At 63.4% G+C, this 13,620-nt stretch carries 12 protein-coding genes; 4 read left to right on the forward strand and 8 right to left on the reverse strand.

The window, feature by feature from the left end; translation table 11 throughout:
* The first annotated feature begins 168 nt into the window (after positions 1-168).
* Positions 169-1,308, forward strand: coding sequence for a hypothetical protein (locus ASE36_RS12480; RefSeq protein WP_062279755.1), 1,140 nt, complete (start codon positions 169-171; stop codon positions 1,306-1,308).
* An 8-nt stretch (positions 1,309-1,316) separates the two neighbouring features.
* On the opposite strand, the gene ASE36_RS12485 is transcribed toward ASE36_RS12480, so the two are convergent.
* Both ASE36_RS12485 and ASE36_RS12490 read right to left on the reverse strand, forming a co-directional pair.
* The gene (locus ASE36_RS12485; RefSeq protein ID WP_062279757.1) at positions 1,317-2,150 is read right to left on the reverse strand and encodes a TrmH family RNA methyltransferase; all 834 of its coding nucleotides are present in this window, start codon (positions 2,148-2,150) and stop codon (positions 1,317-1,319) included.
* Between the two features lie 6 nt (positions 2,151-2,156).
* Positions 2,157-2,546 carry a hypothetical protein gene (locus ASE36_RS12490; RefSeq protein ID WP_062279759.1) on the reverse strand — a complete coding sequence of 130 codons (390 nt, stop codon included), beginning with the start codon at positions 2,544-2,546 and terminating at the stop codon, positions 2,157-2,159.
* A 164-nt stretch (positions 2,547-2,710) separates the two neighbouring features.
* Between ASE36_RS12490 and ASE36_RS12495 the strand changes: the two genes are divergently transcribed.
* Entirely contained in the window at positions 2,711-3,739 is a 1,029-nt protein-coding gene (locus ASE36_RS12495; protein ID WP_062281329.1) for an RluA family pseudouridine synthase, read from the forward strand.
* A gap of 16 nt (positions 3,740-3,755) precedes the next feature.
* On the opposite strand, the gene ASE36_RS12500 is transcribed toward ASE36_RS12495, so the two are convergent.
* Positions 3,756-4,640, reverse strand: a complete 885-nt coding sequence (locus tag ASE36_RS12500) for a DMT family transporter (RefSeq protein ID WP_062279761.1) — start codon at positions 4,638-4,640, stop codon at positions 3,756-3,758.
* A gap of 261 nt (positions 4,641-4,901) precedes the next feature.
* Between ASE36_RS12500 and rpoH the strand changes: the two genes are divergently transcribed.
* Positions 4,902-5,804: an RNA polymerase sigma factor RpoH gene (gene rpoH / locus ASE36_RS12505; protein ID WP_062279762.1), complete on the forward strand. Its 903-nt coding sequence runs from the start codon at positions 4,902-4,904 to the stop codon at positions 5,802-5,804.
* A gap of 80 nt (positions 5,805-5,884) precedes the next feature.
* Here the strand turns inward: rpoH and ASE36_RS12510 are convergent, their stop codons facing one another.
* The 4 genes from ASE36_RS12510 to ASE36_RS12525 form a co-directional block, all read right to left on the reverse strand.
* Entirely contained in the window at positions 5,885-6,679 is a 795-nt protein-coding gene (locus tag ASE36_RS12510) for a hypothetical protein (RefSeq protein ID WP_062611315.1), read from the reverse strand.
* Positions 6,676-7,620, reverse strand: coding sequence for an ABC transporter ATP-binding protein (locus ASE36_RS12515; RefSeq protein WP_082511044.1), 945 nt, complete (start codon positions 7,618-7,620; stop codon positions 6,676-6,678). The genes ASE36_RS12510 and ASE36_RS12515 overlap by 4 nt, the downstream gene beginning before the upstream one ends.
* Before the next feature lie 153 nt (positions 7,621-7,773).
* Positions 7,774-10,308 carry a hypothetical protein gene (locus ASE36_RS12520; protein ID WP_062279766.1) on the reverse strand — a complete coding sequence of 845 codons (2,535 nt, stop codon included), beginning with the start codon at positions 10,306-10,308 and terminating at the stop codon, positions 7,774-7,776.
* Between the two features lie 59 nt (positions 10,309-10,367).
* On the reverse strand, positions 10,368-11,666 hold the full coding sequence (locus ASE36_RS12525) for an adenylosuccinate synthase (protein ID WP_062281335.1): 1,299 nt from the start codon (positions 11,664-11,666) through the stop codon (positions 10,368-10,370).
* 214 nt (positions 11,667-11,880) lie between these two features.
* Between ASE36_RS12525 and ASE36_RS12530 the strand changes: the two genes are divergently transcribed.
* Positions 11,881-12,783 (forward strand): DMT family transporter, encoded by a 903-nt coding sequence (locus tag ASE36_RS12530; protein WP_156378672.1) that lies wholly within the window; start codon positions 11,881-11,883, stop codon positions 12,781-12,783.
* Here ASE36_RS12530 and ASE36_RS12535 read toward each other — a convergent pair.
* Positions 12,780-13,541: a metallophosphoesterase gene (locus ASE36_RS12535; RefSeq protein ID WP_062279770.1), complete on the reverse strand. Its 762-nt coding sequence runs from the start codon at positions 13,539-13,541 to the stop codon at positions 12,780-12,782. The genes ASE36_RS12530 and ASE36_RS12535 overlap by 4 nt on opposite strands.
* Positions 13,542-13,620: the final 79 nt, after the last annotated feature.

The following is a 13,620-nucleotide window of genomic DNA, read 5'->3' on the forward strand; positions in this document are numbered from 1 at the left end:
ACGCAAGTTGGTTCTGCTCTGTCGTTAGGCATAGTGCGAGATTCCGGTGCTCCCCCGGCAGGCAACCTTGCCGGGAGGAGGCCACCATGATTAAATATGTCCTAACGCTCATGCAAACGCTGTGGCCCTGCCGTGATTGAATATACCCTACTGTTCGGAATGGGATTTATGGCCGCGGCGCTCCTGGCGATGCTGCTGGCGCCCGCGATCCATCGCCGCGTCGTCCATTATACGGAGAACCGTCTGAAGGCGACGATGCCGCTGAGCCCTCAGGAAATCCGTGCCCAGAAGGACATGGTGCGCGCGCTCTACGCCGCTGAAAACGCCAAGACCCAGCACGAGCTCACCCGTGAGCGCGAAAAGGCAATCGCGCTTCGGCTGCAGAACGAGACGCTTGCAGCGGAGGCTGGTCGCCTGGTCGCCGAAAACCAGGATCTGCACACCCAGATCAACGAAATGAGCACGGAAGCCGCCGATTTGCGCTCCGGCCTCCGCCGCGCTGACCTCGACGTCGCGACCGTCCGCGAAACGCTGCGACGGGTCGAAATCGCGACCGCCGCCAAGGATGTCGAGCTCGAAGACCGCGCACATCGGATCGGCCGGCTGGTGAGCGACATCGATCACATGCGCATCGAAGCCATGAGCCGCGACACCGAAATCGACACGCTGAAGACGCGTATCCAGTTCATGCGCGATGAACGCGAGGACCTGCGCCGCGAGAACAAGCTGCTCGTCAAACGCGCCAAGGACGCCGAAATCCGCTTGGCACAAGAAGAGCACAAGGTGCTGAGGCTTGAAGACAGCCTCGCTCGCGACGCCGCCGACCGGGCCGATACCGGCTCCGCTCTGGAGCGCCGGCAGCGTGAACTGGCAGACCTCAAGGCGAAGCTGAAGACCGCCAATGCGCAACTCAGAACGGCCCAGCGCAGCCTCAAGCAGGCGGGCCTGCCTCTGCCCGACATGACGGAGGACACCATGCCCGACGATCCGACGCCCGCTCCGCGCCTCAGCCCGGACCTTCTCGAAAGCGATATCCGCCATCGCCAGACGGCCCTGACCGAGCGGCTGCTGAAGGCAACCTCCTCCGCCGAAGACGATGAGCTGCGCGAAGAATTGGGCGACATCGCCGCCAAGATGATCCTGCTGACCTCCATGCGCGAAGGCTCCAGCGAAGGCGCAAGTCCGCTGGGCGACCTGATCGCTCAGCCGGCGCGCGCCCCGAATGCCCCGCGCAGCCTTGTCGATCGCGTGATGGCGCTGGATCACTCTGTCGGCAGAACGGCCAGCCAGCCCTCCCCGGCAGAATAGTCGCTGAATTAGCCAAGCCGCCCCATGGCACGCGCAATCGCGTATAGCGCGATCCCGCTTGCCGTCCCGACATTGAGGCTGTCCAGTCCCGGTGCCTGTGCGATCCGGGCCGAGCGGAAGCGGTTGAGGATCACCTCCGGCAGCCCCTCGCCTTCCGTTCCCATGACCAGCGCCACGCGACGCCCCGGCGCGATTCCACCGATCTCGACCTTGCCCGCCGGCGACAGCGCCCAGATTTCAAATCCCGCAGACGCCAATACGCCCAGCAGTTCCTCCGCAGATCCCTGCCGCCCATAGGGCATGGTCAACACGGAACCGACGGAGACACGGAGCGCCTTGCGATAAAGCGGATCGCAGCAGGTCTCGTCGAGCAATACCGCATCGGCGGTGAAGCCAGCGGCGTTGCGAAACAGCGAGCCGATGTTGTCGTGGTTGGAAATGCCGCAGCCGACCAGCACCAGCGCGTCGTCTGGCAGCGCGGCAATTCGCTCTGCCATATCAGGCGGCGGCAAGCGCCGTCCAAGCGCCAGCACCCCGCGATGAAGGTGAAAACCGGCAATGGCATCGAGGACCGCCGCTTCCGCGACGTAAACAGGGATGTCGGCGGGAAAGCGCTCAAGCAGTTCGGAAAGCCCGGCGAGCCGGTTCTTGAGGATCAGCAGCTTTTCCGCGATGATATCACCGCCCGCCGCATGCGCCTTCGCCAGCATCGACAGCACCACCGTGCCCTCGGCGATAAACTGCCCCTGGCGTCCGGTCAGATCTCGCTCGCGGATTGCGGTGAATTCGGCAATCCGCGGATCGGCGGGATCGGTGATCTCGATCGGGGTCCCGCCGGCCATGGAGAGTTACTTTTCCGACAGCGTGACGTCGGCGATGATGCGGCCGAGGGTCAGATCATAGACGAGGGTCTTCTTGACACCTCCAGCCTCGCCGAGGATCAGCATCTGGCTGCCAGAGAGCGAGGTCGAGAGAACCCGGAAGCCGGCCGGCAGATCGGCCGTCAGCGACAGAGGCTGGCCTGAGGGAACGGCAAAGGGCTGTGCTACGGTCGCAGTGGCTGGCACGGAGCGCCCGTCATCCCGCGTCAGCTTGTAGCCGATGGCCACCAGCACCGCGAGGAACAGCACCGCCATGATGCCGCCGGAGACCAGCTGCAGCTTGATCATCTTGCGGCGCACGTTTTCCATCGCGGGATCTAGCGGCTTTTCGTCCTGTTCGTCGTCGAGATGGGTCATGGTCGCGGTCGGTCCTTAAAAAGCTTTACGGTCGTATCCGCAGTGTCCCTCGCGGGACACCGGGAGCGAAATCATCCGGCAATCGATTGTCGAAAGCGCCGGTCTGTGCCACATGGCAGGAAAACCGGGCCGCACCGTCGGTCGAAGAAAGACGGGATGACACGATGACCGCCCCCTTTACCGAAAGCACTGCTGCAAGAAAAGAGCTGATTGCCGACGCGGATGCCGCAGGTCGGATCGACGCCTGGCTTACGGCAGCGCTCGGAGCGGAGTTTTCCCGCAATCGTGTGAAGGCACTGATCGAACAAGGGGCAGTTCACGTCAACGGCGTGCTGCTGGATTCGCCCAACCGCAAGATCAAGACCGGCGACAGCGTCATTATCGACCTGCCGGCGCCGGAGGACCCGCAGCCGAAGGGCGAGAACATCCCGCTCGACGTGCTCTACGAGGACAAAGACCTGATTGTCATCGCCAAGCCGCCAGGCCTCGTTGTCCATCCGGGTGCGGGCAACTGGCATGGCACGCTCGTCAACGCGCTGATCTATCACTGCGGCGACAGCTTGTCCGGCATCGGAGGCGTCAAGCGCCCGGGCATTGTCCACCGGCTCGACAAGGACACATCAGGCGTCATGGTCGTCGCCAAGAACGACATCGCCCACCGGCACCTCGCAGACCAGTTTGCCGACCATGGCCGCACCGGCCCGCTGGAGCGCGCTTACCGCGCCGTAGTCTGGGGTCGCCCGCGCACGCTTGCCGGCACGATCGACGCGGCCCTTGGCCGCTCCGGCGCCGACCGTACCAAGCGCACCGTAAAACGTGAGGACACCGACGACGCCCGCGAGGCGATCACCCATTACACTGTGCTGGAGCGCTACGGCGAAAAGCCTGACGCCACCTGCCTCGCCTCGCTGGTCGAGTGCCGCCTGGAAACCGGCCGCACCCACCAGATTCGCGTCCATATGGCCCATATCGGCAACCCGCTGGTCGGCGACCAGGAATACGGGGCAGCGTTCAAGACCAAGGCCAATCTCCTGCCCGAAGACGCCAAGCGCGCCGTCAACAAGTTCCACCGCCAGGCGCTTCATGCCTACCTGCTGGCCTTCGAGCATCCGACGACCGGCAAGACCATGCGCTTCGAAGCGCCGATCCCGGCCGACCTGCAAAAGGTGATCGACGCGCTGAAGGCGATCTGAGGCAGTCCTTGGCCATTCAGCGGTCAAACGGCAGCGCGACCTGTGGGACCGGGGCACGGTTCGCCATCAGCACATGACCGGTGACGGCGGCAAGAACGACCACGCCGCCGATCAAGGTGGCCGGAGCCGGCAGATCGCCAACCACCAGCCAGACCCAGAAAGGCGCAAGCGGCGCATCGAGCGCGCCGATCAGCGCCGATTCCACCGGCGGCACATCGCGGGCCCCGATGGTCAGCAGCAGGAAGCCGAGCGAAAAGGCGAAAACGCCAAAGCCGAGCACCACGGAAAGGTCATGGGCAGAGGCCGCAAACGGCGTCGCAAAGGGCAGAGCGACCGCCGCACTCAGGAAGCAGGATACGACCGTACAGGGCAGCGCGGGTTTGTCCGGATGCCGGCGAATGAGCACCGTCCACAACGCCACCATGCCGGTCATGGCAAAGGCAAGCAGATCGCCGAGAAGCGCGCCCTCCTCGCCGCTGCCGATCATGATCGCAACGCCGACCATCGCAACACCGCTCGCAATCAATGCCACGCGTCCCGGCCGCTCGCCGAGCAGCAGGAAGCCCAGCCCCGCCGCGAGAAACGGGCAGGTAGCAAAGATGATCGCCACATGCGCCACTGAAGTTGTGTAAAGCGCGCCGATGAACAGGACGGCACAGGCCGACGAAGTCGCACCGATGAGCAGTCCGGACCAGCCGAGCCGGACAAACTCCGCCACAACCCGACCGCGGGCAGTGACGAGGAGGCAGACAAACAGAAACAGACCAGCGATCACCCCCCGCAGGAAGAGCAGCGTCGGCCCATCGATCGACACCAGCCGCGTCATCAACCCCGCCGTCGATAGCGCAACCGTCGCGGTCGTGACGGCAACCAGCCCTCGGGAATAGGACGACATGGCCATGAGGCACCTCTGAAAGACAGAAACAAATGTCGCTGCTATAGCAGACCGCAACTGCCACCGTGAGGTCATCAGACGACGGCGTTTGGTGGCTTTCGATTATCCCGAATATCGAACACTCCGTCACGCTCTCGTGAGGGAACGCAAATCTTGTATCGCCGTTTTGCCATACTTATCTGTCATACGGATTTCTGTGGGATAGAGAGATCCACGGAGATGGGACTCGCCGGTTTCAGGGAGTCCACGAAGAAAGAGGGGTGCTATATGGCCCGCAACAGTCTGCCTTCCATCACGGCCGGTGAAGCCGGCCTCAATCGCTACCTGGACGAGATCCGCAAGTTCCCCATGCTGGAACCCCAGGAAGAATACATGCTGGCCAAGCGCTATGCCGAACACGGCGACCGCGACGCTGCCCACCGCATGGTGACGAGCCATCTGCGCCTCGTGGCGAAGATTGCCATGGGTTATCGCGGCTACGGCCTGCCGATCGGCGAAGTCGTTTCGGAGGGCAATGTCGGCCTGATGCAGGCCGTCAAGAAATTCGACCCGGAACGCGGCTTCCGCCTGGCGACCTATGCCATGTGGTGGATCAAGGCTTCGATCCAGGAATACATCCTGCGCTCTTGGTCGCTGGTGAAGATGGGAACGACCGCCAACCAGAAACGCCTGTTCTTCAACCTGCGTCGCCTCAAGGGCAAGATCCAGGCGATCGAGGAAGGCGACCTGAAGCCTGATCAGGTGGCCGAGATCGCAACCAAGCTGAACGTCTCGGAGGAGGAGGTCATTTCGATGAACCGCCGCCTCTCCGGCGACGCATCGCTGAACGCGCCCTTGCGTGCTGCCGAGGGCGAAAGCGGTCAGTGGCAGGATTGGCTGGTCGACGACCACGAAAGCCAGGAAGCCGTGCTCATCGAGCAGGACGAGCTTGAAACCCGCCGCCGCATGCTGCAGCGGGCGATGAGCGTCCTCAACGAGCGCGAACGCCGCATCTTCCAGGCCCGCCGCCTTGCCGAAGATCCGGTCACGCTGGAAGAGCTCTCTGCCGAGTTCGACATCAGCCGCGAACGTGTGCGCCAGATCGAGGTGCGTGCGTTTGAGAAGGTCCAGGAAGCCGTTCAGAAGGACGCGCTGGAACGGGCCAAGGCGCTGAGGGTCGTCGAGGCATAACGCACTTGATACGCTTTGCTACACAGTCTGAAACCGCCCGAGAGATCGGGCGGTTTTTCGTTTCCCGAACACCTTCGCGCCTATTCCGTCGCCAGTTGCTGACGCGAAAAGAGAAAGAGCCCCAGCGCAAACAGGATGACACTCCAGCCGACGAGGATCAGGAGCCCGGTCACGCCCGCCATCGGCGACGCACCGGCAAGGATCCAATCCCGCAACCACCCGGCCGCATAACTGGGGAGCGGCAGCCGGTCGGCATCCGCCCCGAGATAGAGTTGCAGGACCGTCGATCCGATTGCCAGCAAGAACGCCGGGATCACGGCAGCGATCATCGAGCGGAAGACGACGACGAGCGCTGCCACGAAAGCGGCGAGTACCGTCAGTTCCAGAAGAGCACAGAGAAAAGCGGCAACCAGCGTCAGGAAGGAATTGCCGGACAGCACAACAGCACCAGCGCCCTGATCTTTGACAAGAGAGAAGGCGAGATTGAGCGCCATGTCGCCGAATGCCGCCAGCAGCAACCCGAGTGCAAGCCACGCCGTGCAGGTCAGGAACTTCGCCGTAAACAACGACGCCCGACCGTGCCGCGGGACCAGAAGCCGCCACGTCGCCTGGCAATAATCGAGAAAGAACACCGAACCGATGCCGATGGCATAGATCAGTTGGCCGATCGAGTTACCGGACAGGCTGAGGCTCTTGGCGGCCGAGAGGAAAAGGTCGATATCTCCGCTGGCTTGCCGCCCCATGCGGACAAACAGCAGCCCCTCGATGATTAGCTTGAACACCAGCGCCACGATCGGCACGGCCAGGAAACCCCAGAAGAGGGTCGAGGGCTGGCGGCGAAGCTTCAGCATCTCACTGGACAACAGCGCTCTCATCGGCCGGTCTCCCGCGTCTGCGACAGGAAGACGGTTTCGAGATCCGGCTTCACCCATTTCGCCTCATGGATGCGCATGCCTGCAGCCGCTAGCGACGCGATCAGATCGGGCACCCGCTCTCTGTCGATCCGCACGTAAATGCCGCCATCGCCCGCCTCCGCCTGTGCGTCAAGCCGTTGGAGCAGCACATCGGGCGTGTCCACCGAGATCCAGAAGCGCCCGTCCCGGTCCAGAAGGTCGGCGACGGCACCTTCTGCCACCAGCCGCCCATGCTGCAGGATCGCCACGCGGTCGCAGACCCGTTGTACTTCGTCCAGGAGATGGCTGGATAGGAGCACAGTCAGGCCGTCGCGATGGGCAAGCTCACCGATCAGCGCACGCATTTCGAGAATCCCGTCCGGATCGAGCCCATTGGTCGGCTCATCGAGGATGATAGCCTCCGGCTGCCCTATCAGCGCGCAACCAATGCCGAGACGTTGCTTCATACCAAGAGAAAAGCCGGAAACAGCCTTGTCTGCCGCCTTTTCCAGACCGACACGCCGCAGGATCCGTTCGACGAGCGGCAACGTGTTCGTAAAACGGGCGAGCATCTGCAGATGCTCACGGGCACTGAGGAAAGGATAGAAGCTCGGCGTTTCGATCAGCATGCCGAGACGGCGGCGATTGGCAGCGCCTGCCGCCTCCCCGAAGATCCGCACCTCACCCCGATCCGGCGTTAAAAGTCCCGCAAGGATCCTGAGCAGCGTACTCTTGCCGGCACCATTCGGCCCAAGCAGACCGTAAACCGCACCCTTGGGCACGGCGAGGCTCAGTCCGTCCAGCGCCTGCACGGAGGCGCCGCTCCGCCCGAACCGCTTTTCGACGGAGACGAAGGCAATGGCCGGATCTGGAGCCGGATGATCCGCCGGACGTTCGCGCATATCTCCGGCAATCGATGTCATCGGCTCTCTCCTTTAGCCAGCCTCAGGCCCGGAAATCGAGCGCGAGCAGGACGCGGTCTTGTCGCCTCGGGCCGGGGCATCTCAGCCCCCGTCCAAACAAAAAATCCGCCGAAATGTCTCTCGGCGGATTTTGAGAATTCTGGAACCGATCACTCAGTTCGCTGCTGCGGGCGGCGCAAGCGCTGCCCATTCGCGCATCACCTGCTCGAAGACCTTGGCGCCTTGGGTACCCTTGTCGAAGGTGAGGAGCGCCCGGCGACCATTGCGGTAGGTAACCGGGATGTCGATCCAGCCGCGAGTCGAGAGCAGTTCCATATTGCGCTTGATCACATCGGCAAAGTCGTTGAGCGCAACCAGATAGGTGTCGTCGGTGACCTTGGCTGTGACAGCCACCAGCGGATCGCCGCGATCCTGCTCGGTCCGTTTCATCGCGATGCGCTGCAGGTTGTCGATGGCACCGCCTTCGAAATCGGCCGGCACCGAGAAGACCACTTCGATGATGTGGCTCGCCGGCAGCGAATTGTCGGTGTTGCGCTTGATCGTGACGAGCGCCGAGATGCCGCGCTCGGGCACGTTGAGCTTGCCCTGGATCTGCGGGTCGGGCTTGCCGTCTGGGCCGGTTTCCCGCACGGCCGACCAGGTGATCGATCCGGGTACGGCAACCGGGGTGGCCTGACCGAGACGCTCTTCATAGAGGAAAAGCTTCTCGCCACCGGCAACCGGGGCCGCAGACGATGCGGCATTGGTGGGTGCCGCGGTGCCGGCTGTCGGAGTTGACGAGGCCGGCGCATCGGTAGGTTCGATGGTCGAGGCGACGGTCTGGGCGGAGACGGAACGTCCCTCTTCAGCGGTGCCGGCTGGAGCGGCGCCGGCGCCCTCATCGATCTCAGAGCCATCGGCGCGCAGCCGCTGGGTGAACTTCTGCCCCGTAGCGGTACCGTCTTCGGGCGCCGTGGGCGCCGTAGCCGTTGCTGTCGGCGTGGCCGTGGCTGGCGCTGTCGCTGCAGGCGCCGTATCCGTTGCAGCCGGACTTGTTGCCGCCGGCGTCGTTTCTCCCTCAGTCGCCTTTTCCGGCGCGCCGGTCAGGTTCGCGACCATGCTGCCGATATCGTCGCGCCAGGTCCAGCCGGCATAGCCGACACCGGCAATGACCAGCAGGCCCACCACCCCGAGAATGACCGGGGCGAGGTTGCGGCGCTTTTTCGGTTCCAGGCGATAGGCAGGCTGATCATAGCCCCCCATCATCCGGCCGATATCATTGTCCTGATCGATCGTCGCGCCCTTGGCATCGGGCGAGAAGCTCTGCAGATGCGCATCCCAGTCGGGCGTCGCCGGCAATTCATTGGCAACGGTTCCCGCCGTTACCGGGGTCGCCTGAACCTCTGCATTGTCGCGGAACCACTGGCTGAAATCATCCGGATCGAGGGCCGCCGCAGCCTGAGCGACCGCGGGCGCGGCAGCGACAGTTTCAAACGGCTCTGGCTGGCTCTGTTCCAGGCTGAGACCTGCCGGCACCGGAAAATCCTGGTCGACTTCGACGTGGACGGGTTCCTGATAGGCCTGGAATTCATCGGTCGGGGTATGGGAAAGCGCAACCGGGGCCGGCTCGATCTGCGGAAGCTCCGGAACCCTGTTTGCCGCTGGATTGATGCCAACCGGCATATCCCAGCTGGCAGCCGGGATGGCCGGCGTCGGATCGCTGGCGCGGCTCTGAAGCCAGTCGTCCACGGCATCGGAAACGGCGGGCCGGGCTTCGTCCGCTGGGGCGGCAAAATCGGCAGGTTCGATAAGACTATCGGCAGTCTCCGCCGCCTGGTCACGATCCGCAACCTCGCCCCAGGCCGGGGAATCGGGTCGGTCTGCGGCGAATTCCGGCTCGGGGGCATTGGCCCAGCCGGTAAAGGCGGGCTCCGCCGGCGGGACCGGACTCGCCTCGATGCGGCGTTCTTCGGCGGCCGAGAAGGCTGCCTCAAGCCGAGAGTCGGCAGCCGGTGCCGCGTCGCGCGCTTCCGCATCGCCGAAGACCTTGGCATCATACATATTCGCGTAATCGGTCTCGCCGCCCGTCAAGCCATAATCGGGATCGGACCAGACCGACGGAGCGGGCTCGGCAGCGGGCAGCGGTTCGTCTGCCACGACTTCGGCCTCGGATGCATGAACCTCCGGCGCCGATGCCGGCGCGGGCTCGTTCATATGGGCATCGGCCCAGTCGTCGCCGGTGACAGCCGGTGCCTCGGGCTCGCGATATTCTGTGTGCTCGACGGCCACATGATCATGCTCGACCGCGGCCTCAGGAACCGTCTGTTCCAGCTCAGGAGACGCGTATGCGGAAGAAACCGGGTCAGCAGACAGCGGCTCAGGATCGCGCGCCGGCTCGGCCCAGACCGGCTGCGGCTCGGGAGCAGCTTGCGGCTCTGGCGCCTGTACAGCTTCCGGTTCGAAAGCCGGCACCGCAACCTCGTCGAGCGCCGGCAAGGCCTCGGCGTGTTCAGCTTCAACTTCCCGGATGGCGGCGTCGAGTTTCTCCAACTGCCGCTGCAGCATATGCTCCGGCGGACGCGGCGACATGTTCTCGAGCTGCCGTACAACGGCAGAACGGGCCTTTTCATAGACCCGAACTCGCATCTCCGGCGTATTGTTCGACAGGCCGTCCACGGCCCGTCGAATCACTGCGATAAAGTCAGCCATCAGCACTTTCTCATTATTGCCGGAACGGATTCGCCCGACAAAATTCGTTAACCTTCAGATTAGTCTTCGAAAGGGTCCGTCACAAGTATGGTGTCGTCGCGTTCGGGACTTGTCGACAGAAGCGCCACCGGAGCCCCGATCAGTTCCTCGACCTGGCGCACATATTTGATCGCCTGAGCCGGCAGATCTGCCCATTTCCGGGCACCGACGGTCGATTCCTTCCAGCCTTCGAGCGTGATGTAGATCGGTTCGACACGCGCCTGAGCGGCCTGAGCCGCCGGCAGATAGTCGATTTCCTGACCGTCCAGCTTGTAGCCGACGCAGATCTTCAGCTCTTCCAGACCATCGAGAACGTCGAGTTTGGTGAGCGCGATCCCGGTGATTCCATTGGTGGCGACCGACTGGCGCACCAGTGCTGCATCGAACCAGCCGCAACGGCGCTTGCGCCCCGTGACGGTGCCGAACTCATGCCCCTTTTCGCCGAGGAACTGACCGATCTCGTCATGCAGTTCTGTCGGGAAAGGACCTTCGCCGACGCGCGTCGTATAGGCCTTGGTGATACCGAGGATGTAACCGAGCGAACCCGGGCCCATGCCGGACCCGGCAGCGGCCTGGCCGGCAACCGTGTTCGACGAGGTGACGAAGGGATAGGTGCCATGGTCGATGTCGAGCAGCGAGCCTTGTGCGCCTTCAAACAGAATGCGCGAACCCTTGCGGCGCTCCTTGTCCAGGAGCACCCAGACAGAATCCATGAAGGGGAGCACGCGATCGGCGATCGAGGTCAGTTCCTCCATGATTGTCTTGTGCTCGATTTCGGCGACGCCGAAGCCGCGACGCAGCGCATTGTGGTGGGTGAGGATACGCTCGACCTTGCCTTCAAGCGCGTCGAGATCGGCGAGATCCATGACGCGGATGGCGCGACGGCCGACCTTGTCTTCATAGGCCGGGCCGATACCGCGGCGAGTCGTGCCGATCTTGGTGCCGCTGTTGGAGGCCGCGTCTTCGCGCATGCCGTCAAGTTCGCGGTGCAGCGACAGAATGAGGGTGGCGTTTTCGGCAATGCGCAGATTGTCCGGCGTGACGCTCACGCCCTGATCCTTCAGCCGGCCGATTTCGGCGATCAGCGCATGCGGGTCAACGACCACGCCATTACCGATCACGGCCTTCTTGCCCGGACGCACGACGCCCGAGGGCAGAAGAGACAGCTTGTAGGAGACGCCGTCGATGACGAGCGTATGGCCGGCATTGTGTCCACCCTGGAAGCGGACCACGATATCCGCCCGTTCCGAGAGCCAGTCGACAATCTTGCCCTTGCCCTCGTCACCCCATTGCGAACCAATCACCACGACATTCGTCATTTCGAAATCCTGTTTATCGCGCAGTGCCTGCGCCTCACCCAAACCCGCGCATCTATACTGTGTTGTTTTTGGGAAATCGACCCGTTTTGCGGGGCGATTTGGCTTTTTGCGTGACAAAGGTCGACCCCTCGCCTATTTCCGAGGCAATTCGCGCCGCGACGGATGCGCTAAGACGTCTCCCGGAATGAGCGCAGACATGCAGGGAAGAAACGCTTTGCCGATCCGCGCTTACATCTATCTCGTCATCACAACGCTGCTCTGGGGCGGCAACACCATCGCCGGCAAGCTGGCGCTCGGCCATGTCAGCCCCATGGCCCTGAGTTTCGGCCGCTGGGCCGTGGCAACCCTGGTAATCGCGTCGATCTCGATCCCGCAGATCCGCAAGGACTGGGATGTGCTGAAGGCCAACTGGAAGCTGCTGATCTTCTACGGCGCCGTCGGCTATGCTGCTTTCAACGGCTTTCTCTATACCGCGCTCAAATACACAAGCGCTGTGAACGGCGCGATCGAGCAGGGCGCGATCCCCGTCCTGATCTTCGTCATCAACTTCCTGCTCTTCCGCATTCCGGTCTCGGCCATCCAGATCCTGGGCTTCGTCATCAGCTTCGCAGGTGCTGCCGTCACCGCCTCGCATGGCGACCTGCAGACGCTGCTGACACTGACCTTAAATTACGGCGACCTGCTGATGCTCTGCGCCGGCATCGCCTATGCGATCTACACCATCGCACTGCGCTGGAAGCCGGCGGTGCACTGGAAAAGCCTGATGGCCGTGCCCGCGCTCGCCGCAGCGCTCACCAGCCTGCCGCTCCTCTGGTGGGAAGCCGGCGAAGGCCAGATGATTCTTCCCGACGTGCGCGGCTGGCTGATCATCCTCTATTGCGGCTTCTTCCCCTCGCTGATCTCGCAGATCCTCTACATCAAGGGCGTGGAAGGAATCGGCGCCAACCGCGCCGGCCTCTTCATCAATCTCGTACCCGTCTTCGGCACGCTGCTGTCGATCACGCTTCTCGGCGAAACGCTGGAAGTCTTCCACATCCTGGCGCTCGCACTCGTTCTCGGCGGTATTGCGATTGCCGAATGGGGCAAGCCGCGCGAGCCGGCCAAAGCGGCTGCCTAGCCGACGGAGAAGATCTCGACCTCCCCGCCACTCAGCCGCGCCGCCGTCAGCCGGCCGGTGCGGTAGCATCCGGTATCGAGCCCGACGCGCTCGGCGCTGACATGCGGCGTGCTTATCGGCGTATGGCCATGGAAAACCCGCACCGGCAGACCCGGTCCGAGATCCATGAAGGAGCGCCGGATCCACAACAGATCCTCGTCCACCTGCTCGGCAAGCGTTCGCCCGGGCCGGATGCCGGCATGGACGAAAACGTCATCACCGACGGTCACCAGCACGGGCATCTGCTGAAGAAATTCGACATGCGCCACAGGCACTGCCGCGCGCACGGCCTGTCTCAAGGCGAAATTCGAGGCGATCAACGGTCCATGCGCCTCGGGATCGACGCCGTAGGAGCGAAGCGTCGCCTCTGCGCCATGATCGAGAAACCAGTCGCCGGCCGGATCGCCCTCCAGATAGTCGAGAAAGGCGTCATCGTGGTTGCCGCGCAGGCAGATCCGGTCGAAACCCGCCGGCGGTGCGGCGCTGAGATGATAGAGCACGGCAGCCGATTGCGGACCCCGATCGACATAGTCGCCCAGCATGACGATCAGCTTGCGCCCTTCGCGCAGGCTCCCATCCTCGCGAATACGGTCTTCCAGCGCGAGAAGTGGATCCAGGCAGCCATGCACGTCGCCCACGGCATAGATGGTGGAATAGGTGCCGGGCTCAATCGCAAGCCGCGGACGCAGACCGCCTTGTTCCAACTGTTCCATATGCATTTCAGACTTCCTTTGCGGGCCGGCAAGGCGAGACGACGTGTATATGCCTTGGGATCGCTCCACCCTTCAACACATTCCG

Origin of the sequence: Rhizobium sp. Root274 (assembly GCF_001429245.1) — a bacterium.
GTDB lineage: Bacteria > Pseudomonadota > Alphaproteobacteria > Rhizobiales > Rhizobiaceae > Allorhizobium.